Source organism: Herminiimonas arsenitoxidans (assembly GCF_900130075.1).
Taxonomy (GTDB): Bacteria; Pseudomonadota; Gammaproteobacteria; order Burkholderiales; family Burkholderiaceae_D; genus Oxalicibacterium; species Oxalicibacterium arsenitoxidans.
Window position 1 is genome coordinate 1,236,713 of the sequence record NZ_LT671418.1, and the last position, 19,527, is coordinate 1,256,239.

A 19,527-nucleotide genomic window follows, 5' to 3' on the forward strand; every position below is an offset into this window, starting at 1 on the left:
TTTATTCGCGTAATAGCGGGTAATACTTTGTCATCACAAATCAACAATATCCATCTAGCCGGAGGGAAACCATGGAAACCAACAATAATTCAACAAGCCGCATACATCCTCTCATCGCTGCTGCTGCCGTTGCAGTACTGCTAGTCTGTTTGGTTGGCGTTGCTGCCATGACCGGTCTGCTGCCAAACTCAAACAGCACGGGCTCACAAAAAGAAGCAATTGCCGCTCTGGAAAAAGATGCTGCGGATAAAGCAGCTGCAGCGCAAGCAGCTGAAGACAAGGCAAATCAGGCTCGCCAGGAAGCTGACGAACGCCAGGCAGCCGCTATCAAGGCAGAAAATCAGGCCAAAGCACAAGCCAAGGCATATAACGCTCCCACTAAAGTCGCACAAGCCGCACCTATTTGCAGTAATTGCGGTTGTATCGAATCGATCCGTAGTGTACAAGTAGCGGCCAAACCTAGCGGCGTAGGTGTCGTTGGCGGCGCAGTGGTTGGTGGCTTGCTGGGCAATCAGATCGGTAACGGCAACGGGCGTAGCCTGGCTACAGTCGCAGGCGTAGTTGGCGGTGGATTTGCCGGTAACGAAATTGAAAAACGTACACGTACGGCAACAGCTTATGAAGTACGCGTACGCATGGACGACGGTCGCATCCGCACCTTCCCATACAACAACCCACCTAACTGGAACACTGGTGATCCAGTCCGTGTAGTAGATGGTTATCTGCGTGCACGTTAATCCTTCTCAGCAATAAAAAAAGCGACCTGCGGGTCGCTTTTTTATATCTTCATCGTAATAATACGAATCGATTATTGCGCTTCTTCTATCCACGCCATTTGAATGGCTTCCAGAATTTTCTCGCCGGAATGGTCAGGCGCATCGTCAAAACCATCCAGTTCGCAGACCCAGCGATGCAAATCAGTAAAGCGTATCGTCAATGGATCGATGTCAGGAAATTTATCGTTCAACTCTTCCGCAATGCGGATGGTATCTGTCCATTTCATCTCAGCTCTCCTTAATGATTTTCGCTGGCGTGATTAATTGTATAGCGTGGAATCTCAACTACCAGATCTTCTTCTGCCACAATCGCCTGGCATGACAGGCGCGATGACGCTTCCAGTCCCCAAGCCTTATCCAGCAAATCTTCTTCTGTATCGCCTGCTTCGTTCAAGGACTTGAATCCTTCACGCACAATCACGTGACAGGTGGTGCATGCACAAGATTTTTCACAAGCGTGCTCGATATCGATATCGTTTTCAAGCAAGACATCGCATATCGACTTACCAGCCGGCGCATCGATAACAGCGCCGTCAGGGCACAGGGCATGATGAGGAAGAACAACTATTTGGGGCACTTGGTTTACCTCGAAAGTTTAAGTATTAAAACGCTGAATAAAAGTCTCTGGTTACCGACTTCATGCCAACGCAAACCGGCTCTTCATCCATAGAAATAAATGAAGAGCGATGAATCAAATCTCGTCCAGCTTTTTACCGGAAAGCGCCGTACGCACACTACGATCCATGCGGCGTGCAGCAAATTCTTCAGTACCGTGCGCCAGCGCATCCACTGCCGCCTTGATCGCTACATGGTCGCTACCGCTGCTGCTCTGCTTAACCGATTCCAGCAAAGCGAGTACATCTTTACGTTCGTCATCCGACAACAAAGTACTATCCGCATCCAGTGCTGATTGCGTTGCCAACACGATGCGCTCGGCTTCTACCTGCTCTTCGCGCAAGGCACGCGCAACCATATCAATATCAGCCGACTTGAATGAGTCTTGCAGCATCTGCGCAATCTGATCGTCCGCCAATCCGTATGATGGCTTGACGCTGATCGACGCTTCCACGCCCGAGCGCAACTCGCGTGCCGACACCGACAGCAAGCCATCCGCATCGACTTGATAAGTCACGCGTATGCGTGCGGCACCGGCCGCCATAGGTGGAATACCGCGCAATTCAAAACGCGCCAGCGAACGACAATCCGTCACCAGTTCGCGTTCGCCCTGCACGATATGCACGGCCATCGCGGTCTGCCCATCTTTGAAGGTGGTGAACTCTTGCGCGCGTGCACATGGAATTGTTGAATTACGAGGAATAACTTTTTCTACCAAGCCGCCCATCGTTTCGATACCGAGCGATAAAGGAATCACATCCAGCAGCAACCAGTCGTCGCCGGCAGCGCGATTACCTGCCAGCAAATTGGCTTGTATTGCAGCGCCCAGCGCGACGACTTTATCCGGATCGATATTCGCCAAAGGCGTCGCCTGGAAAAACTCGCCGACTGCCTTGCGGATATGCGGCATACGCGTTGCGCCGCCAACCATGACGACGCCATCGATATCGTCCACAGTCAAATCTGCATCACGCAGTGCTTTCTTTGTCGGCGTAATCGTCTTCGCAACCAGATGCTGCGTCATCTTTACAAAATCGGCAGCAGTGACGGTAACGTGCACTTCTTCGCCTGAACCCAAGGCTGCATCGATCTGCGTTTCCGCTTTGGTCGACAGCAACTCTTTGGCTTCACGCGCCTTCACCATCAGCACGCTGAGATCTTCATCCGACAATGGCGCCAATTTAGCCTGCTCAATTACCCAGCACAGCAAACGATGATCGAAGTCGTCGCCGCCCAGTGCAGAATCACCACCGGTAGACAAGACTTCAAACACGCCCTTAGTCAGCTTCAAAATAGAAACGTCGAAAGTGCCACCGCCCAAATCGTAGACGGCAAACACACCTTCCGAACCATTATCCAAACCGTAAGCAATCGCTGCTGCCGTCGGCTCATTCAGCAAGCGCAGCACATTCAAACCAGCCAGTTGTGCCGCATCCTTGGTGGCTTGACGTTGTGCATCGTCGAAATATGCCGGCACGGTAATTACCGCACCAACCAGATCGTCGCCCAACGCGTCTTCTGCTTGCTGACGCAAGGTCGCCAGAATTTCTGCCGAAACTTCAACCGGGCTTTTGACGCCAGCGACGGTTTTCAACTGCACCATGCCGGGCGTATCGAGGAAGTCGTAAGGCAGGTTCTCGACATAGGCGATGTCTTTCAAGCCACGTCCCATGAAGCGCTTGACCGAAGCAATCGTATTCTTTGGATCTGTATTCTGTGCCGCCAGTGCCTTGTAACCGATTTGCGCGTTGCCGTTCTTCATGTAATGCACGACGGATGGCAGCAAAGCGCGCCCTTCTTCATCGGTCAATACTTCAGGAATGCTATTGCGTACCGTTGCAACCAGGGAATTAGTCGTGCCGAGATCGATACCGACTGCCAGCCGATGCTGATGCGGCGCGGTAGACATGCCAGGTTCGGCGATTTGAAGGAGAGCCATATTCGTTTGTAACTTATCTCAAGATGAGATGACCGCCATGGGCAATCATCGTTAGCGCGTTACTGCATTACTCGCGCATTAATCGGTTTTACTGCACATCGATGCCGCGCCAAATCAATCCGGCAAGGCATCCAGTGCATAAGAAACTTCTTCAGCAAATTTTTCCAAAAACATCAGCTGGCGCACCAATCCGGCCGCCTGCGTAAAATCGTCGGCATCCAGCAATACGCCTATCTCGGCCACCGTGGTTTTACGCGCAGCACGAATCGCGTTATCCAATTCGTCCAGCTCATCGCGACTTTTGTGCGCACGCGCATCATCCAGCGCTTCGCGCCACTCCATTTGCTGCATCAGAAATTCGACCGGCATCGCCGTATTCGACTCAACCTGCAAATCGACACCATTCAATTCGCACAGGTAGGCGGCGCGCTTGAACGGGCTCTTCAACGTCAGGTAGGCTTCATTGGCACGGGTCGCCCATTGCATCGCCACACGTTTCTCGGCGTCTGACGCATGTGCGAACTTGTCCGGATGCACTTGGCCCTGCACGCTGTGATAGGCACCATCCAGTGCCTTCAGATCGATGGCAAAGCGTTGCGGCAGGTGGAAGAGATCGAAGTGGTTTTGCATTCTTGTGCGCTGGCTATTTGCTGGCTTTTAAGGCGATGCAAACTTCATCGCGTGGTGAAAATATTCGGTTTATTCAATAAAAAAGCCTGCGCACATTCGACAGGCTCAATCAGAATAAGGTGTTCCCGCCAGGCGCGAACGCCTAGCAGCCAGCTATCAAATACGGAAGCTTTCGCCGCAACCGCATTCATCCTTGACATTCGGATTGCGGAATTTGAAACCTTCGTTCAAACCTTCGCGTGCAAAGTCCAGCTCGGTGCCGTCGATATACGGCAAGCTTTTCGGATCAACAAAGACCTTGATGCCGTGCGATTCAAACACGCTATCTTCGTTCGCGCTTTCGTCCACATATTCCAGCTTGTAGGCCAGGCCGGAACAACCAGTCGTGCGCACGCCGAAACGAAGGCCGATACCCTTGCCGCGCCGTTCCATATAGCGAGTAATGTGTTTCGCTGCTTTTTCAGTCAGTGTAATTGCCATGATCTTTGCTCAAAAAGATTGTCGTTGCCTGTAGTGCGTATCCGTTTATCGGACACGCACTACAGGCGCTTAACAAGCTTAAGCCGCTTCTTTCGATTCAGCTACGCCGTGCTTGGTTTTGTAGTCCAGCACTGCTGCCTTGATCGCATCTTCCGCCAGGATCGAGCAGTGAATTTTCACTGGTGGCAATGCCAACTCTTCAGCGATTTGCGTATTCTTGATCGCCATTGCTTGATCCAGCGTCTTGCCCTTGACCCATTCGGTCACCAGCGACGACGAAGCAATCGCCGAGCCGCAGCCGTAGGTTTTGAACTTGGCATCTTGAATCACGCCATCAGCGCCGACCTTGATTTGCAATTTCATCACGTCACCGCAAGCCGGCGCGCCAACCATGCCGGTACCAATTGTTTCATCACCCTTGTCAAACGCACCAACGTTGCGTGGATTTTCGTAGTGATCGAGAACTTTGTCTGAGTAAGCCATTTTGATACTCCTTGTTAAGCCTTATTCCTGTTGGTCAACAACAGGAACGAGAAAGATATTAGTGCGCTGCCCATTGGATCGTGCTGATATCGATCCCGTCTTTATACATATCCCACAGTGGCGACAATTCGCGCAGCTTGGCCACTTTTTCTTTCATCAGCTTGATCGTGAAGTCGACGTCTTCTTCTGTCGTAAAGCGACCGAAGGTGAAACGAATCGAGCTGTGCGCCAGTTCATCGCTACGACCCAGCGCTCTCAATACATAAGATGGTTCCAGACTGGCCGAAGTACAAGCTGAACCTGAAGAAACAGCCAGATCCTTGATTGCCATGATCAGTGACTCACCTTCAACATAGTTGAAGCTGACGTTCAGGTTATGCGGTACACGGTGATCCATATCGCCATTGATATAAACCTCTTCCATATCCTGCAAACCCTTGGCCAGACGATCGCGCAGAGCACGGATACGAACAATTTCCGTAGCCATTTCTTCTTTTGCGATACGGAAAGCTTCGCCCATACCAACGATCTGGTGGGTTGCCAACGTGCCGGAACGCAAGCCGCGTTCGTGACCACCGCCGTGCATTTGTGCTTCGATACGGACGCGCGGTTTGCGACGTACATACAAGGCACCAATACCTTTAGGACCGTAGGTTTTGTGTGCAGTAAAGGTCATCAAGTCGACTTTGGTTTTTTCCAAATCGATCTCTACTTTGCCAGTTGCCTGTGCTGCGTCGCAATGGAAAATGATGCCCTTGCTGCGGCACAACTCACCGATCTCGTCGATAGGCTGGATCACACCAATTTCATTGTTGACCAACATGACCGATACCAGAATCGTATCTGGACGAATTGCTTCAGCCAGTTGCTCGATGGTGATCAGGCCATTGTCTTGCGGTTGCAAATAAGTTGCCTCAAAACCCTGACGCTCCAATTCACGCACGGTATCCAGCACAGCTTTGTGCTCGGTCTTTACCGTGATGATGTGCTTGCCCTTGGTTTTGTAGAATTGTGCAGCGCCCTTGAGTGCAAGGTTGTTGCCTTCCGTTGCACCTGAAGTCCAGATGATTTCACGCGAATCAGCATTGACCAGCGCAGCGACTTGTTCGCGCGCATCTTCAACTGCCTTCTCTGCTGTCCAGCCATACATATGGCTGCGCGAAGCTGGATTACCGAACTGCTCACGCAAGTAAGGAATCATCTTGTCAGCGACGCGTGGATCGATAGGCGTAGTCGCCGAATAATCCATGTAAATCGGGAAATGCGGCGCCTTGATCGTATCTATCAGGCTTTTGTCTAACGGGGCATTCATCTTTTTAGCTCCAATAATCAAACGGCTGCGTGGTTGCGGTGCACGACCACCACGCATTGTTCAGAAATCTTTTGTTTTTGCTGGTCTACCAAATCTTTCAGCGACACAGAATCCAGGTAATCCACCATCTTGGCGTTCAACGTTGCCCATAGATCATGAGTCATACAGCGACCACCATGCTCATGCTCAGGACTGTGGCAATTTTCCTTGCCGCCACATTGCGTCGCATCCAGCGGCTCGTCGACGGCAATAATGATGTCTGCCACCGTCACATCTTCTGCACGGCGTGCCAGGTTATAACCACCACCCGGTCCGCGCACCGATTCAACGATTTCGTGACGGCGCAATTTGCCAAACAATTGCTCCAGATACGATAGCGAAATCTCTTGCCGTTGGCTGATTCCGGCGAGCGTGACAGGACCATTGTCCTGGCGCAATGCCAAGTCAATCATTGCTGTTACAGCAAAACGGCCTTTAGTCGTCAAACGCATGAATCTTGCCTCCAGTGATCAACAGAAATGAATAACCTGAGTTGTTGATCGATTTGGTCAAGTATAACAAACTTGACTGATTCTGTCAGGTACCCACTTTCCCGCAGCCAGCCTCGCTCAACAGCACAAACTGCACTCAATTTCCACACCTCGATTTTATCGAAAAGTAGTCTCCTCAGACTTGACCGAGGTCACCAAGCAGGATATTGCCCAACAAATATCAAGAATTAAAAGTTGCATGAAACACATAACTTTAATTTCCATAAAGAAACATTCTCACCAACACTTCACTGCATCTACCCAAGCCAATAAGAACCATCACTCCCATAAAAATTAAATATTGAATGATTATTCAATTTTAAAATTCAAAAAATCAGGCACATGGCAACAGAATAGAAAGAGAGAAAATCCATGGAAAGTTCATTCTATTCACTCACAAAATATATTTGAGCGAATATTCAATTTATAATTGATGCTTCGTTCATTAATTGAAACCTCGTTTCGCATTCGCAATGGCCACACGCATTTCCAAGACTCCGCAATCGCCTACCCAAAAAGCTGACAAGAAACGCATCGAAGTCCTCAAAGCCGCCGGCAAATGCTTCCGCAAAAACGGCTTCCACCAAACATCCATGCAACAAATCTGTGCCGAAACAGGACTTGGGCCGGGCGCGGTCTATCGCTATTTCACTGGCAAAGAAGCCATCATTGAAGCCATGGTGGAAGATGAACGCCGCCAAACCCGCGCGATGCTCTTGCAAATGCGCGAGGCAGAATCCATCCAGCAAGCACTGAGCGCGACTACTCGCCTGTTTGCCGAGCGCTATCGCGCCAGCGGCGATGCCAGTTTAATGACGGAAGTCTATGCAGAAGGAATGCGCAGCAAGCGCGTTGGCATCGTATTACGCAAAATCGAAGCTGAATGGATCATGGGGCTGACCAATCTGCTGCGCACCGCGCAAGCACGTGGACAGATCGATGCATCGCTGGATGCGGCGCAAACGGCCTTATTCCTGACAGGGATGTGGGATGGGATGGTGATACGCCAGCATTTTCACGCGCACGATGACCAACACGCGCTGCCAGCCTTCTTTGAAGTAATGATCACGCGTCTGCTGACGCGTGAAGGCAAGCCGGAAAAAATCGGCAAAACAGCATCAGCCGCACAAGCCAATGTTGTCGCACCGACTGCTGAAACAAAAGAGCAAGCAGCCGACCTGCGCCAGCTCAGCCTGATCTAAATTACTTCCGCAACAAATGCATAGAGCCAAACAGCTCTTGCATCACTGAATTTGCAATGAAGCTCAAGTTATACGGATGCTCGGAAACCTTCTTGGGGAGGCGCGCACTCTCGGGCAAAGCCTCCAACTGAACTGCAATCTTGCCCCACAACACCAGCGTCGGCGGCGTCTTGCCCGACTGCTGCGCGTGATCTGCCAATGCCGCAAGCACGGTTTGCAAGAACGGCAGCCAAGCCTTCGCATCCTTAACCGGCGCAACATGCGCACGAAATACCAGCGATGCATTCAGCAAAAGAAAACCATGTTGCGTGAGATTGCTCTGCAAGTCAGGCAAGGTTTGAATCACCGTTGTCGGTGCTGCCTGTGCATTCTCCGACACGCCAGCCAATGCATCACCGGTAGTTTGCTCTATCGCCAGTTGACCATCCGCGACCAAAAGCATCTTCATGAAGTTGCGTAAGGATGTCGCGCGATTCACCTGTTTGGACAAGCCTTTTTCCGACCACAACGAAGACACCGCCCCATCCATGAAGCAAACGCCGGTCGCACTATCAGCACGCGGATACGGCCCCTCGCCTACCAACACATAACGCACTGCATCCAAAGGCTGTGCAAATGCGGCAAACAAACGACCTCCATTCGGCAGGTAATCATCGCTCGCCAACATCGGCAGGTAATCGGGAAATGCCTTGTTGACTGCGTTCAAGCCAGCCAACAGGATAGGACGCCAGGATGCGTCGGCAGCATCCAGCATGGCTGTAAAAGACGGTGGAATTGTTTGCATGAGATTTATAAGGACAGAGATTGATGCGTGCGAACGAAAGCAGCGATTGTAGCCGCTACACTTTGCGACACAATACAAAGTGTAGCCACCACCACATCGCCTATCTCATTAAGTCGGCACTATATGATCTTCACCCGGCGCACCGAATAACTGCTCTTTCAGTATTCGCAACTGATCGCGTACCTGTGCAGCTTTCTCGAACTCCAGATTTTTTGCGTGGCCGAGCATTTGTTTTTCCAGCAGCTTGATTTCCTTGCTGACCTGTTTTTCGCTCATCGCCTCGTATTTAGCGTGCTCCTGCGCTGCGTGCAATTCTTCGCGCGCTTCTTGCGGACTGTACACACCATCGATCAATTCGCGTATGTGCTTCTTGATGCCTACCGGCGTAATGTTATTAGCGGTATTAAAAGCGATCTGCTTGGCGCGGCGACGTTCGGTTTCATCGATCGCACGACGCATGGAATCAGTCACCTTGTCGCCATACAGAATCGCCATCCCGTTCAAGTTACGCGCAGCACGACCTATGGTTTGAATCAAGCTACGCTCGGAACGCAAGAAACCTTCCTTATCCGCATCCAGAATCGCGACCAGCGATACTTCCGGCAAATCCAGACCTTCGCGCAGCAAGTTAATGCCGACCAGCACGTCGAATGTACCGAGACGCAAATCACGAATAATCTCTACACGTTCTACCGTATCGATATCGCTATGCAGGTAACGCACCTTGATGCCGTTATCCGTCAGGAATTCCGTCAATTGTTCTGCCATGCGCTTGGTCAGCGTCGTGACCAACACGCGTTCATGCTTCTTCACACGATCGGTAATTTCCGACATCAGATCATCAACTTGAGTCGACGCCGGACGCACGCTGATCAATGGATCGACCAAACCAGTTGGACGCACCACTTGCTCGACCACTTGATCAGCATGTGTCTTTTCATAATCGGCTGGCGTTGCAGAAACAAACACCATCTGCCGCATCTTGCCTTCGAACTCATCAAAACGCAGCGGACGGTTATCCAGCGCTGACGGCAAACGGAAGCCATAATCAACCAGATTAGTCTTACGCGCTCTATCGCCGTTATACATACCGTTGAGTTGCCCCATCAGCACGTGTGACTCGTCCATGAACATCAGGGCATCTTGCGGCAAATAATCCACCAGCGTCGGTGGCGGATCGCCAGCTTTGGCACCACTCAGATGACGCGAGTAATTTTCGATGCCTTTGGTGAAGCCGATTTCCTGCATCATTTCCAGATCGAAACGCGTACGCTGTTCCAGACGCTGCTCTTCGATCAGCTTGTTTTCCTTGCGGAAGAACTCAAGACGATCACGCAATTCATCTTTGATCGTTTCAATCGCACGCAACACAGTGGCGCGCGGCGTCACGTAATGCGAACCCGGATAAACGGTAAAGCGCGGGATCTTTTGCTTGACGCGGCCGGTCAGCGGATCGAATAGTTGCAAGCTTTCAATTTCGTCATCAAACATTTCCAGACGAATTGCCAATTCAGCATGTTCTGCCGGGAAGATATCTATCGTGTCCCCACGTACACGGAAGGTACCGCGACCAAAATCGACTTCATTACGCGTGTATTGCATGGCGATCAGACGCGCGATCACATCGCGCTGGCTGACCTTGTCCTTGGCGCGCAAGGTCAAAATCATCTGGTGATACTCGCTAGGATTACCAATACCGTAAATCGCCGAGACGGTCGCGATAATCACTACGTCGCGTCGCTCCATCAGGGATTTAGTGCAAGACAAGCGCATCTGCTCGATGTGCTCGTTGATAGATGAATCTTTCTCAATGAACAAGTCGCGCTGTGGAACGTAGGCTTCTGGCTGGTAATAATCGTAGTAGCTGACGAAGTATTCCACCGCGTTCTGCGGGAAAAACTCACGGAATTCGCTGTAAAGCTGGGCCGCCAGCGTTTTGTTCGGCGCGAACACAATCGCTGGCCGTCCCATACGGGCGATCACATTGGCAACTGTATAAGTTTTGCCAGATCCGGTAACGCCAAGCAAGGTTTGGTAGAACAAACCATCCTCTATACCCTCGACCAATTTTGCAATTGCAGTCGGCTGATCCCCCGCCGGAGGAAACGGTTGATACAAACGAAATGGAGAGTCTGGGAAGGTGACGAATTTCGATTCGTCAACGGAATTGGAAACCTGGGATAAATCAGCCATTTAAATCCGACCTTTGGTAAAATAGTGAGTCGCATTTTCCGCAGGACTTATGGTCTTGCGCTTCACACAACCCGTCTGCAACACGACCGTTTGCAGCTAACTTTTGATGTTATCACGATGAACGCACCTATTCCTGCTTCGCTCCTCAACGCCATCGAAATGGCGCCCCGTGACCCGATTCTTGGCATTACCGAGGCATTTAATGCCGATAAGAATCCAAATAAGATCAATCTTGGCGTTGGCGTATACAACGACGACAACGGCAAATTGCCGCTGCTCGAATGCGTACGCAAAGCCGAAGTGCTGCTCGCGGAAAAACTGTCACCACGCGGTTACTTGCCTATCGACGGCCTCGCTGCTTACGATAAAGCAGTACAAGAACTCGTATTTGGTGCCGATAGCGCCGTAGTCAAGGAAAAACGTGCAGTCACTGCACAAGCAATCGGCGGTACCGGCGCATTGAAACTCGGCGCTGACTTCCTGAAACGCTTTGCGCCTAACGCGCAAGTGTGGATCAGTGATCCAAGCTGGGAAAACCACCGCGCACTGTTTGAATCGGCTGGTTTCGTCGTCAATAACTACCCGTACTACGATGCAGCAACCCGCGGCGTAAACTTCGCCGGCATGCTCGACACATTGAAATCGATCCCTAGCGGCTCGATCGTTTTGTTGCACGCTTGCTGCCACAACCCAACCGGTGCAGATCTGACCGACGCACAATGGCTGCAAGTCATTGAAGTCGTATTGAAACGCGGCTTGATCCCATTCCTCGACATGGCTTACCAAGGCTTTGGCGACGGCATCGAATCCGACGGTAAAGTTGTACGTCAATTCGCTGAAGCAGGCGGCCCAGTTTTCGTATCGAACTCTTTCTCCAAATCATTCTCGCTGTACGGCGAACGTGTTGGCGCTCTGAGCATCGTTGCGGTCAACGCAGAAGAAGCAACACGCGTCCTGTCGCAATTGAAACGCGTTATCCGCACCAACTACTCCAACCCACCTATCCACGGCGGTCAAGTCGTTGCAACAGCTCTGGCAACACCAGAACTGCGCGCACTGTGGGAAGAAGAATTGGCTGGTATGCGTGTTCGCATCCGCGACATGCGTCAAGCGTTTGTACAGAAGCTGAAAGAACAAGCACCTGCACACAACTTCGACTTCGTCATTCAACAACGCGGCATGTTCTCGTACTCTGGCTTGACCAAAGAACAAGTGAATCGCCTGCGTGATGAGTTCTCGATTTACGCTATCGATACTGGTCGTATCTGTGTTGCTGCGCTGAACACAAAAAATATTGATTACGTCATTGCGGCAATCGCAAAAGTTCTTTAATATTCGGCCTGCGGTAAATTTCTGAGTGGCAGCAAAACGAAGCAAAGAAATTTATCGCAGAAGCTTTGACAAGCGAGCAAGAAACATCTTATAATCTCGCTTCTGTTCCCTGATAGCTCAGTTGGTAGAGCGACGGACTGTTAATCCGCAGGTCCCTGGTTCGAGTCCAGGTCGGGGAGCCACAGAATATTAAGGGCCTAGTTGGAAAACTAGGCCCTTTTCTTTTGTCCTTTCAAATCGTGAATGCGTTTTCTACGCGAGCTCACAAACCCCACTCCACATTTAAAACGGACAGTCGCTCATACCGTAAAAACGTTCGCCGCTAATTGGATGTTCAAACTCCAAAGTAGTCGCATGCAATAAAAGCCTGGCAGCCATACGCTCACTCTCAGGCGTGCCGTAAAGATCGCAGCCGAGAATGGGGTGTCCTAGTCCTGCGCTGTGTATGCGCAATTGATGGGTGCGCCCTGTATGCGGCGTGAACAATACACGAGTGGTATCCGCTTCTCTCTGCCTACTCAGGACTTGGTAATGACTGCTCGCAGCCTTGCCTGTATCAAAACAAATTTTTAGTTTTGGGAAGTTGACTGGATCTTTGGCGATCGGCAACTCAATATCACCAGCGTCTGCATCGACCTGCCCGGCCAATACTGCCTGATAAGTTTTGACCACAGTACGCGACTGAAATTGTCGATTGATATGAGCCGCGATCGTTTTGTTGAGGGCAACAACCAATAAACCAGAAGTGCCCAGATCCAGTCTATGTATCATCAGCGCCGTCGGGAACTGCTGTACCAGACGATAATGTACCGAATCCAGATTGAGAGGATTCTTGCCTGACAGCGTCAACAAGCCGCTGGGTTTATTGATCAGCAATAAGGCATCATCCTGGTAGACGATTTCAATGTCGTCTACACAGGGCGGTGCCACAAAGTTATCTATACAAGCAGTCATTATTACGAATCATTCCTTGATCTGATCAAACATCGATAAGACGAACTGCACATTACGACTGAACAACTATCAATATTGCCCAACTCGGGACTCATCTTACAGAAAAGATTCGTCGATAACTCCATTAAGAAATCGAGCCACAAAATACAAAGGGCCTAGTGTAAGAACCAGGCCCTTTTCTTTTGTCTTTTCAGACAGTTTTAATTCTCGATTTCTAACTACCCGCAGCGTAGATATCACTCCGCGTCAATGGCACTGCAGGAACTGGCCCGCCTGGTTTCGATGCAAGGATTTGATAGATGCCAGTTCCCCCGTATTCAAATTCCAATGCACATGCCGCCATATACAAACGCCAGACGCGGTACGCTGATTCGCCGACATACTGCAGCGCATCCTCTCGCTTATCTTCTAATCTGCTGACCCATTGTCTGAGCGTAAGCGCATAGTGCGGACGCAACGCCTCGACATCATGAATTTCAAAACCGGTCTGCTCCATACGACGTTGAATATTGCTGACTGTATCCAGCTCACCATCCGGGAAGACATAACGATTAATGAATTCCGTATCTATCGTGCGTTGCCAGCCTTCTTCATCATGCGTAATGCCGTGATTAAGGAATAGACCACCCGGACGCAACACGCGTTTGATCGTGGAGTTATAGACCGGCAAATTAGCTAGGCCTACATGCTCAAACATGCCAATACTGGAAATCTTGTCGTAGACAGACTCACCTTCCAGATCGCGATAATCACGCAACTCAACCGTCACCAGATGGCTCAAGCCTTCTGCCTGAATACGCGCTTGCGCATACTCATACTGTTTCTGACTCAATGTAATGCCATGCGCCTTCACGCCATAATGACTTGCAGCCCAGCACACCATTGCACCCCAGCCACAACCAACGTCAAGGAAGCGTTCACCGGGCTTCAAACGCAATTTGCGACAGATATGATCCAGTTTGTTTTCTTGCGCTTGCTCCAACGTGTCGTCCAGCGTATGAAAGTAGGCGCACGAATACACCATCTGCTTGTCCAGCCACAATTTATAGAAAGAGTTCGACACATCGTAGTGAAAGGAAATCGCCGCCTGATCGCTACTCTTGGAATGCTTGTGCGCAAAATCACCAGAGCCGAAAGGTGTGGTCGGCAAATTTTTTGGTTTGGATGGAAGGCGCCATGCATCACGCAATAGCGCCCAACGCGTCCCCAGTGAAAAATCGAAGGATGCAAAATACTGCTTCAAACCAAGCGCCGCATACAGATCGCCATCGATATCGATCAGGCCATTGATATAGGCATCGGCCAGCGGCAAAGGACTGCGGCCGAATACCAGCTTGCGCAAGACAGCGGGATCTCTTAACAGCAGCGTGAATTTCGGTGTCGTAATTTCGATTTCGTCGAGCTTTTCACCCATCAAACGAAATGCTGTCGCACCTGGAAAATTATGCAAAAGATGCTTCAGAATACGCAGCGCAGCATCTGTCTGCGGAGTACTGAAAGATTCTGGTAACAAGGAAGAAGAGGTTACGAGATTGTTGTTTCGATCGTTCATCGCTTAAGCCCTATCTGAAAAAATCCTGACGGGACCGCACACGCTCGTGCGGCTGCAATAAGAATGGTATAGACATGAAACGCGGCCCGACGTTCACTGAGCCTGGAGATAATCGCTGCCTGTAATGCGCAGCCGATTCTACTTCTCCTACCGCCAGTCATGGACTGGAGCAGGTTTGATGCAAGTAAGTAATCAGATTTCATGTAACTTTCCTCCTTTTTTTAAAAGCAGAAAAACAGTTACTCCGACTTCATCAGGCATTCAGCACGCCCAACCATACTCATTAACTTAACCGCGCCATGATGCCATCGAAATGGCAACATGGTAGCTAGAGGCGATTATACGATCATGTTTGCAAATCTGCCGTTCACGCTGAAACTCAGGGAACGTGCAAATATGACTTCAAGAAAAACTGAAATTATTTACTACGAGCATCAATATCAGCCAGGCATTCCCGGCCTTTTTCAGTGATATCGAAACCGCCATCCGCTTCTTTCGCTGCGATATGACCTTTCTTACCAAGGAAGGTCACCACATCCGATTTCAGCACAGCAAGCGGATCATTGGCTATTGCACGCAAGCCATTGATGCAGCTCTTGATGAACAAGGTTTGCTTGCCTTTATCGGTCAAGACAAGATTGCCGCTTTTTGCATACTCGATATATTTGAGTCCAAGCAGACGCTTGGTATTTCTTGCCACGCAGGCAGATGGTCGTCCTTGCTTTACGCCAGCAACTATTTCATCCAGCGCATTGAACTCATCTACTGATAAATCACCACCCATTACTGCATCCAATCTCAAATATATGTGTACCTGCCGCCGAATGGCGACAAATTAAAAGCGCGGCAAATCAGCCAAGGTACGACCAGGAACATCATGGTCGATCGTATCAATGTCTTCAATGCCGTGTTGATGGATAACGATGTGAACTCTAGGACCCAACACCATATCGTTTCCAACCTTGAACGCTGTAGCCACCTCATCACCGAAATGCAAGGCATCGACTACCAGACTAACGTCATGTTCTGCTGTCACTGCTTCCCAGCCTGGAGAACCATCCCCTTTACGGTGTCCCCTTCCCCATCTAACCATTTCAACTCTATCGCCTGCATCGTTAAAACGCACTGCCTCAATCAAATGTACTGACATCGATGTCTCCATAAAAATATGTCATTATTTTTCTGACCTCATGGTACGCGTCCCATAGCCTGACAGCAAGACACAGATTACGACGAAATCACTCCAATCAATCACAACAAGATCACACCACGTCAAAACGTGGACCGCATTACCTCATCAAGCCTAACGATAAATTCCCAAGACATTAATGCCAAGGTCTGGCATCTCAAAAATGGGGGAGGCAAAATCAGATTAAACGTCAATTTACATATCAATTAATTAATGATTGCTCGATACGTCCGAATGAATTTGTTAAATCATCAAATAAAAATTTGTCTAACAAGCTACACGCAAAGTAGCAGGCAAGCGAATTTCCCTCTAGGCAATACTGTACTAACCATCAAAAATATCGCCATTTGTTAATTAACTGATTACCACTAATTTACATCCCATATTTATGGGATAACAGCAATATTTTTGAATGACTAAACTAAGTCGCTCTACGCAAACAGCAGAAGCAAATATCTGCATTCAACAAAATAAATATACGTTGAGCTTGTTAGGGGAAAAGCCGCTTTAAACACAACCTTTATACAAAGAAATTGCTACATATTTAAATTTTTTAGACAAGCCTGTTAGCAAGAAACGTTCTTCGACCTCCCGGATTGTTTAGTCACCAATCCCAAGAGCCAGCGCAGAGTCGCATTCTTTCGCTGTCGCTCGCTTACCTCCAATTTCCATCTCAGAAAATAACCTACGTTCGGTTGACTATTCTTATGCATGCGAAAAACCAAGGGGATTACCCGCGCGATAGCTCACCGAAAATCAGTTTCATTCAACGTCATCTACGTCTCGTCATTTTGTGGCCCCTGCTCGCCTTGTTATTGATGGCTTTGCTATGGAGTGCCATCTATTCAAAACTGGCGAACGACAAAAAACTGCTACAAGAAAATGCAGCCAAACAAGCCGTTTCCATTTCCAAGGCTTACGCACAATATTTAACCAGAACCCTGGAACAACTGGATCAGCTATCACAGCAAATAAAATATGGATGGGAACGTTCTAACGGTTACCTAGGCTTTGAGGAAATGGCGGATCAAGGTTTATTGAACATTCCACAATTTGCATCCATCGCCATTTACGATGAGAACGGTGTACCTGTAACAACCACGATTCCTGTTACTGAAACGTTCACCGTCACTGATCGCGATTATTTTCAATTTCATCAAAAAAACGTTTCCAGCGAATTACGTATAGGTGCACCTACGATAGGTAGATTAAGCAAGAAAAAAATCGTACAAGTATCTCGCCGACTTGAAAACGAAGATGGCACATTCGGTGGCGTTCTCGTCATTGGAATTGCTCCAGAATTCTTTACACTTTTTTCCGACGACCCCATTCTTGGGCACGATGGAATACTTGCCTTCGTTGGTGAAGATGGTGTTGAACGCATGACCAAAGTGAATGACCACTACAGTGACGGCCTATCACTCATACCACTTCCTACGGCTAAAAATAATGGCATCGCAGACATGACGGCTAATGTCGCCCTGCTTCCCAGCGCGCAGACGCATTTCATCACAACACAAAAAATAAACGACTATCCTTTTTTTGTATTGGTCGGCTTAAGCAAGGAAGATATTCTGCTGCCTTATGAAGACCATCACGACATGTATCGAAAAATTGCCATCATCGGCAGTGGCATTCTGTTTCTATTTGCTGCCATGGCGATGTGGATGTCGATACGATTGGCTTGGCGAAAACAGCAAGCCGATGCCATCAGGGAGACCTATCGCATCGCTACGGAAGGTGGTAACGAAGGGTTTTATATTCTGCTGCCGATGCGTGACAGGAATGGATACATTACCGATTTCCAAGTCGTGGATTGTAATGAAAAAGGTGCATCGTTCTACAACATCGATAAAGAAAAATTTACCGGCGTCAAAGTTTCAGATTTCTATTCTGGCTCATATTTTGAAAAAGTCATGGGTGCTTATCGCATCGCGATGGAAACCGGCTTCTATGAAGATGATTACCCAGTGCCGCCAGAAAGTCCTATCGATGCAGAATGGCTGAAAAGGAAATTTGTCCGTTCAGAAAATGGCCTCGCCGTTACCTTGCGCGACATTAGCGAACCCAAGCGCCACGAACGTGAAATGGCACGTCTAGCGACAGAAGATGGCCTGACAGCTTTGCCGAATCGCCATTGGCTCATGACGTATCTGCCAAGAGCGCTGGCAACAGCCAAAGCCAATCACACCATGTTGGCTATTCTGTTCATCGATCTGGATGATTTTAAAAATATCAACGATACACTCGGCCATTCTGCTGGTGATCAACTCTTGTGTACTGTAGCAATGCGCTTAAGATCCGTCGTGCGCGCAAGCGACAAAATCATCAGAATCGGCGGTGACGAATTCACCGTCATATTGGAAGCGATTCATAGCGAAGAAGAAGCCGCGCATATCGCGTTTTCCATCAACCAGATTTTGCGCGAACCCTTTGATATCTCACGCGACACGACACCACAAAAAAACAAGATAGGTGCCTCCATCGGCATCAGCATATTCCCGCGCGACGGGCAGGATGTGGAAACCTTGATCAAGAATGCGGACATCGCAATGTATGCAGCAAAAACCGGCTGCAAAGGGCAATTCCGTTTTTATGACCACACGCTATACGAAGACATCAAGATGCGGCTCAATACAGAACAGGAGCTGCTGCAAGCGGTCAAGGAAGATCAATTCCTGATCTATTACCAACCGCGCGTGCAAACGTTGACCGGTAAATTACTTGGTGTAGAGGCACTCATCCGCTGGCAACATCCAGAACGTGGACTGGTCATGCCGAACGACTTTATCAGCTTGGCTGAAGAAACAGGTTTGATCAATCCAATCGGTGAAATCGTCGTCGATAAAGTATGCGCACAACTTGCTGCATGGATAAAACAAGGTGTTGAAGTTGTCCCTGTATCCGTCAATGTCTCCCCGCATCAGTTCAATGAAGGCAAGGTCAAAAAGATGCTGGCGGCCAATCTGGAAAAATATGCGATTCCTGCGAAGCTCCTGGAAATAGAACTGACCGAATCAGCAATGATGCGCAATGTCGGCGACATCTTCGATGAAATTACCGCCATCAACGGGATGGGCATCAAGGTACATGTCGATGATTTCGGCACCGGATATTCATCACTCTCTCTATTGCAACGACTGGATATGGATGTACTCAAGATCGACCAAGCATTTACTTCGCAACTTGGCAGAGGCAAAGATGGTGAAATCTTCTTCACCGCAATTGTCTCTATGGCAAAAGCGCTGGGCATGCGCGTGGTGGCTGAAGGTGTGGAGACCATAGAGCAATTAAAAATTTTACAAACACTTTCTTGCGATGAAATACAGGGATATTACGTTGCGCGGCCCTTACCGGCTGGTGACATCGCTGCGGTGATACACAAACAAAACCTCTTCCCTTGATCGCACCAGCGACAATACGTCATCCTGCGTGCTGCTCCCGCAATTCGCATCGAAGCAGGCAGTCGCAGCTATAATGTTCACCGCAACGCGTCTGGCTACGATTGTTCAAATCAATACTCGCGCCACACATTTTTTTCAGGTCTGCCGTCACT

The 19,527-nt window shown here is 49.4% G+C and carries 18 protein-coding genes and 1 tRNA gene; 5 read left to right on the forward strand and 14 right to left on the reverse strand.

Annotated features, from left to right (window positions below; all coding sequences use genetic code 11):
- The first annotated feature begins 71 nt into the window (after nt 1-71).
- Nucleotides 72-737 carry a glycine zipper 2TM domain-containing protein gene (locus BQ6873_RS05810; protein ID WP_076591808.1) on the forward strand — a complete coding sequence of 222 codons (666 nt, stop codon included), beginning with the start codon at nt 72-74 and terminating at the stop codon, nt 735-737.
- A 71-nt stretch (nt 738-808) separates the two neighbouring features.
- Here the strand turns inward: BQ6873_RS05810 and iscX are convergent, their stop codons facing one another.
- The 8 genes from iscX to iscR form a co-directional block, all read right to left on the reverse strand.
- Nucleotides 809-1,003: a Fe-S cluster assembly protein IscX gene (iscX, locus tag BQ6873_RS05815; RefSeq protein WP_076591809.1), complete on the reverse strand. Its 195-nt coding sequence runs from the start codon at nt 1,001-1,003 to the stop codon at nt 809-811.
- Nucleotides 1,004-1,014: 11 nt separating this feature from the next.
- A complete protein-coding gene (fdx, locus tag BQ6873_RS05820; RefSeq protein WP_076591810.1) occupies nt 1,015-1,353 on the reverse strand; it encodes an ISC system 2Fe-2S type ferredoxin in 339 nt (112 codons plus the stop codon).
- 114 nt (nt 1,354-1,467) lie between these two features.
- A complete protein-coding gene (gene hscA, locus BQ6873_RS05825) occupies nt 1,468-3,330 on the reverse strand; it encodes a Fe-S protein assembly chaperone HscA (RefSeq protein WP_076591811.1) in 1,863 nt (620 codons plus the stop codon).
- A gap of 114 nt (nt 3,331-3,444) precedes the next feature.
- Nucleotides 3,445-3,960 carry a Fe-S protein assembly co-chaperone HscB gene (hscB, locus tag BQ6873_RS05830; RefSeq protein WP_076591812.1) on the reverse strand — a complete coding sequence of 172 codons (516 nt, stop codon included), beginning with the start codon at nt 3,958-3,960 and terminating at the stop codon, nt 3,445-3,447.
- A gap of 156 nt (nt 3,961-4,116) precedes the next feature.
- Entirely contained in the window at nt 4,117-4,440 is a 324-nt protein-coding gene (iscA, locus tag BQ6873_RS05835) for an iron-sulfur cluster assembly protein IscA (protein WP_012079111.1), read from the reverse strand.
- 78 nt (nt 4,441-4,518) lie between these two features.
- A complete protein-coding gene (gene iscU, locus BQ6873_RS05840) occupies nt 4,519-4,923 on the reverse strand; it encodes a Fe-S cluster assembly scaffold IscU (RefSeq protein ID WP_076591813.1) in 405 nt (134 codons plus the stop codon).
- A 58-nt stretch (nt 4,924-4,981) separates the two neighbouring features.
- Nucleotides 4,982-6,235 carry an IscS subfamily cysteine desulfurase gene (locus tag BQ6873_RS05845; RefSeq protein ID WP_076593963.1) on the reverse strand — a complete coding sequence of 418 codons (1,254 nt, stop codon included), beginning with the start codon at nt 6,233-6,235 and terminating at the stop codon, nt 4,982-4,984.
- A gap of 17 nt (nt 6,236-6,252) precedes the next feature.
- Complete coding sequence (gene iscR, locus BQ6873_RS05850; RefSeq protein WP_012079108.1) at nt 6,253-6,726, reverse strand: Fe-S cluster assembly transcriptional regulator IscR; 474 nt, start codon at nt 6,724-6,726, stop codon at nt 6,253-6,255.
- Between the two features lie 512 nt (nt 6,727-7,238).
- On the opposite strand from iscR, the gene BQ6873_RS05855 reads away from it, so the two are divergent.
- The gene (locus BQ6873_RS05855; RefSeq protein ID WP_076591814.1) at nt 7,239-7,967 is read left to right on the forward strand and encodes a TetR/AcrR family transcriptional regulator; all 729 of its coding nucleotides are present in this window, start codon (nt 7,239-7,241) and stop codon (nt 7,965-7,967) included.
- Between the two features lies 1 nt (nt 7,968).
- Here BQ6873_RS05855 and BQ6873_RS05860 read toward each other — a convergent pair whose 3' ends face one another.
- Together BQ6873_RS05860 and uvrB are read right to left on the reverse strand one after the other, a co-directional pair.
- Nucleotides 7,969-8,751, reverse strand: a complete 783-nt coding sequence (locus BQ6873_RS05860; protein ID WP_076591815.1) for a uracil-DNA glycosylase family protein — start codon at nt 8,749-8,751, stop codon at nt 7,969-7,971.
- 108 nt (nt 8,752-8,859) lie between these two features.
- On the reverse strand, nt 8,860-10,944 hold the full coding sequence (gene uvrB, locus BQ6873_RS05865) for an excinuclease ABC subunit UvrB (protein WP_076591816.1): 2,085 nt from the start codon (nt 10,942-10,944) through the stop codon (nt 8,860-8,862).
- 117 nt (nt 10,945-11,061) lie between these two features.
- On the opposite strand from uvrB, the gene BQ6873_RS05870 reads away from it, so the two are divergent.
- Nucleotides 11,062-12,276, forward strand: a complete 1,215-nt coding sequence (locus BQ6873_RS05870) for an amino acid aminotransferase (protein ID WP_076591817.1) — start codon at nt 11,062-11,064, stop codon at nt 12,274-12,276.
- Nucleotides 12,277-12,382: 106 nt separating this feature from the next.
- Nucleotides 12,383-12,458 (forward strand) — tRNA-Asn (locus BQ6873_RS05875).
- Nucleotides 12,459-12,558: 100 nt separating this feature from the next.
- On the opposite strand, the gene BQ6873_RS05880 is transcribed toward BQ6873_RS05875, so the two are convergent.
- From BQ6873_RS05880 to BQ6873_RS05900, 4 genes are all read right to left on the reverse strand, one after another.
- Nucleotides 12,559-13,230 (reverse strand): RluA family pseudouridine synthase, encoded by a 672-nt coding sequence (locus BQ6873_RS05880; protein WP_083664398.1) that lies wholly within the window; start codon nt 13,228-13,230, stop codon nt 12,559-12,561.
- A gap of 214 nt (nt 13,231-13,444) precedes the next feature.
- Nucleotides 13,445-14,782 carry an SAM-dependent methyltransferase gene (locus BQ6873_RS05885; protein WP_083664399.1) on the reverse strand — a complete coding sequence of 446 codons (1,338 nt, stop codon included), beginning with the start codon at nt 14,780-14,782 and terminating at the stop codon, nt 13,445-13,447.
- Between the two features lie 418 nt (nt 14,783-15,200).
- On the reverse strand, nt 15,201-15,566 hold the full coding sequence (locus tag BQ6873_RS05895) for a hypothetical protein (RefSeq protein ID WP_076591820.1): 366 nt from the start codon (nt 15,564-15,566) through the stop codon (nt 15,201-15,203).
- Nucleotides 15,567-15,617: 51 nt separating this feature from the next.
- Nucleotides 15,618-15,932 carry a hypothetical protein gene (locus tag BQ6873_RS05900; RefSeq protein ID WP_231949289.1) on the reverse strand — a complete coding sequence of 105 codons (315 nt, stop codon included), beginning with the start codon at nt 15,930-15,932 and terminating at the stop codon, nt 15,618-15,620.
- Nucleotides 15,933-16,678: 746 nt separating this feature from the next.
- On the opposite strand from BQ6873_RS05900, the gene BQ6873_RS05905 reads away from it, so the two are divergent.
- The gene (locus BQ6873_RS05905) at nt 16,679-19,375 is read left to right on the forward strand and encodes an EAL domain-containing protein (RefSeq protein ID WP_076591822.1); all 2,697 of its coding nucleotides are present in this window, start codon (nt 16,679-16,681) and stop codon (nt 19,373-19,375) included.
- Nucleotides 19,376-19,527 lie beyond the last annotated feature (152 nt).

Bases quoted from the DNA above. Each gene is read 5' to 3' on its own strand.
- BQ6873_RS05810 (WP_076591808.1), top strand. From the start codon at position 72: ATGGAAACCAACAATAATTCAACAAGCCGCATACATCCTCTCATCGCT.
- iscX (WP_076591809.1), bottom strand. From the start codon at position 1,003: ATGAAATGGACAGATACCATCCGCATTGCGGAAGAGTTGAACGATAAA.
- hscA (WP_076591811.1), bottom strand. From the start codon at position 3,330: ATGGCTCTCCTTCAAATCGCCGAACCTGGCATGTCTACCGCGCCGCAT.
- hscB (WP_076591812.1), bottom strand. From the start codon at position 3,960: ATGCAAAACCACTTCGATCTCTTCCACCTGCCGCAACGCTTTGCCATC.
- iscA (WP_012079111.1), bottom strand. From the start codon at position 4,440: ATGGCAATTACACTGACTGAAAAAGCAGCGAAACACATTACTCGCTAT.
- iscU (WP_076591813.1), bottom strand. From the start codon at position 4,923: ATGGCTTACTCAGACAAAGTTCTCGATCACTACGAAAATCCACGCAAC.
- BQ6873_RS05845 (WP_076593963.1), bottom strand. From the start codon at position 6,235: ATGAATGCCCCGTTAGACAAAAGCCTGATAGATACGATCAAGGCGCCG.
- iscR (WP_012079108.1), bottom strand. From the start codon at position 6,726: ATGCGTTTGACGACTAAAGGCCGTTTTGCTGTAACAGCAATGATTGAC.
- BQ6873_RS05855 (WP_076591814.1), top strand. From the start codon at position 7,239: ATGGCCACACGCATTTCCAAGACTCCGCAATCGCCTACCCAAAAAGCT.
- BQ6873_RS05860 (WP_076591815.1), bottom strand. From the start codon at position 8,751: ATGCAAACAATTCCACCGTCTTTTACAGCCATGCTGGATGCTGCCGAC.
- uvrB (WP_076591816.1), bottom strand. From the start codon at position 10,944: ATGGCTGATTTATCCCAGGTTTCCAATTCCGTTGACGAATCGAAATTC.
- BQ6873_RS05870 (WP_076591817.1), top strand. From the start codon at position 11,062: ATGAACGCACCTATTCCTGCTTCGCTCCTCAACGCCATCGAAATGGCG.
- BQ6873_RS05880 (WP_083664398.1), bottom strand. From the start codon at position 13,230: ATGACTGCTTGTATAGATAACTTTGTGGCACCGCCCTGTGTAGACGAC.
- BQ6873_RS05885 (WP_083664399.1), bottom strand. From the start codon at position 14,782: ATGAACGATCGAAACAACAATCTCGTAACCTCTTCTTCCTTGTTACCA.
- BQ6873_RS05895 (WP_076591820.1), bottom strand. From the start codon at position 15,566: ATGGGTGGTGATTTATCAGTAGATGAGTTCAATGCGCTGGATGAAATA.
- BQ6873_RS05900 (WP_231949289.1), bottom strand. From the start codon at position 15,932: ATGTCAGTACATTTGATTGAGGCAGTGCGTTTTAACGATGCAGGCGAT.
- BQ6873_RS05905 (WP_076591822.1), top strand. From the start codon at position 16,679: ATGCATGCGAAAAACCAAGGGGATTACCCGCGCGATAGCTCACCGAAA.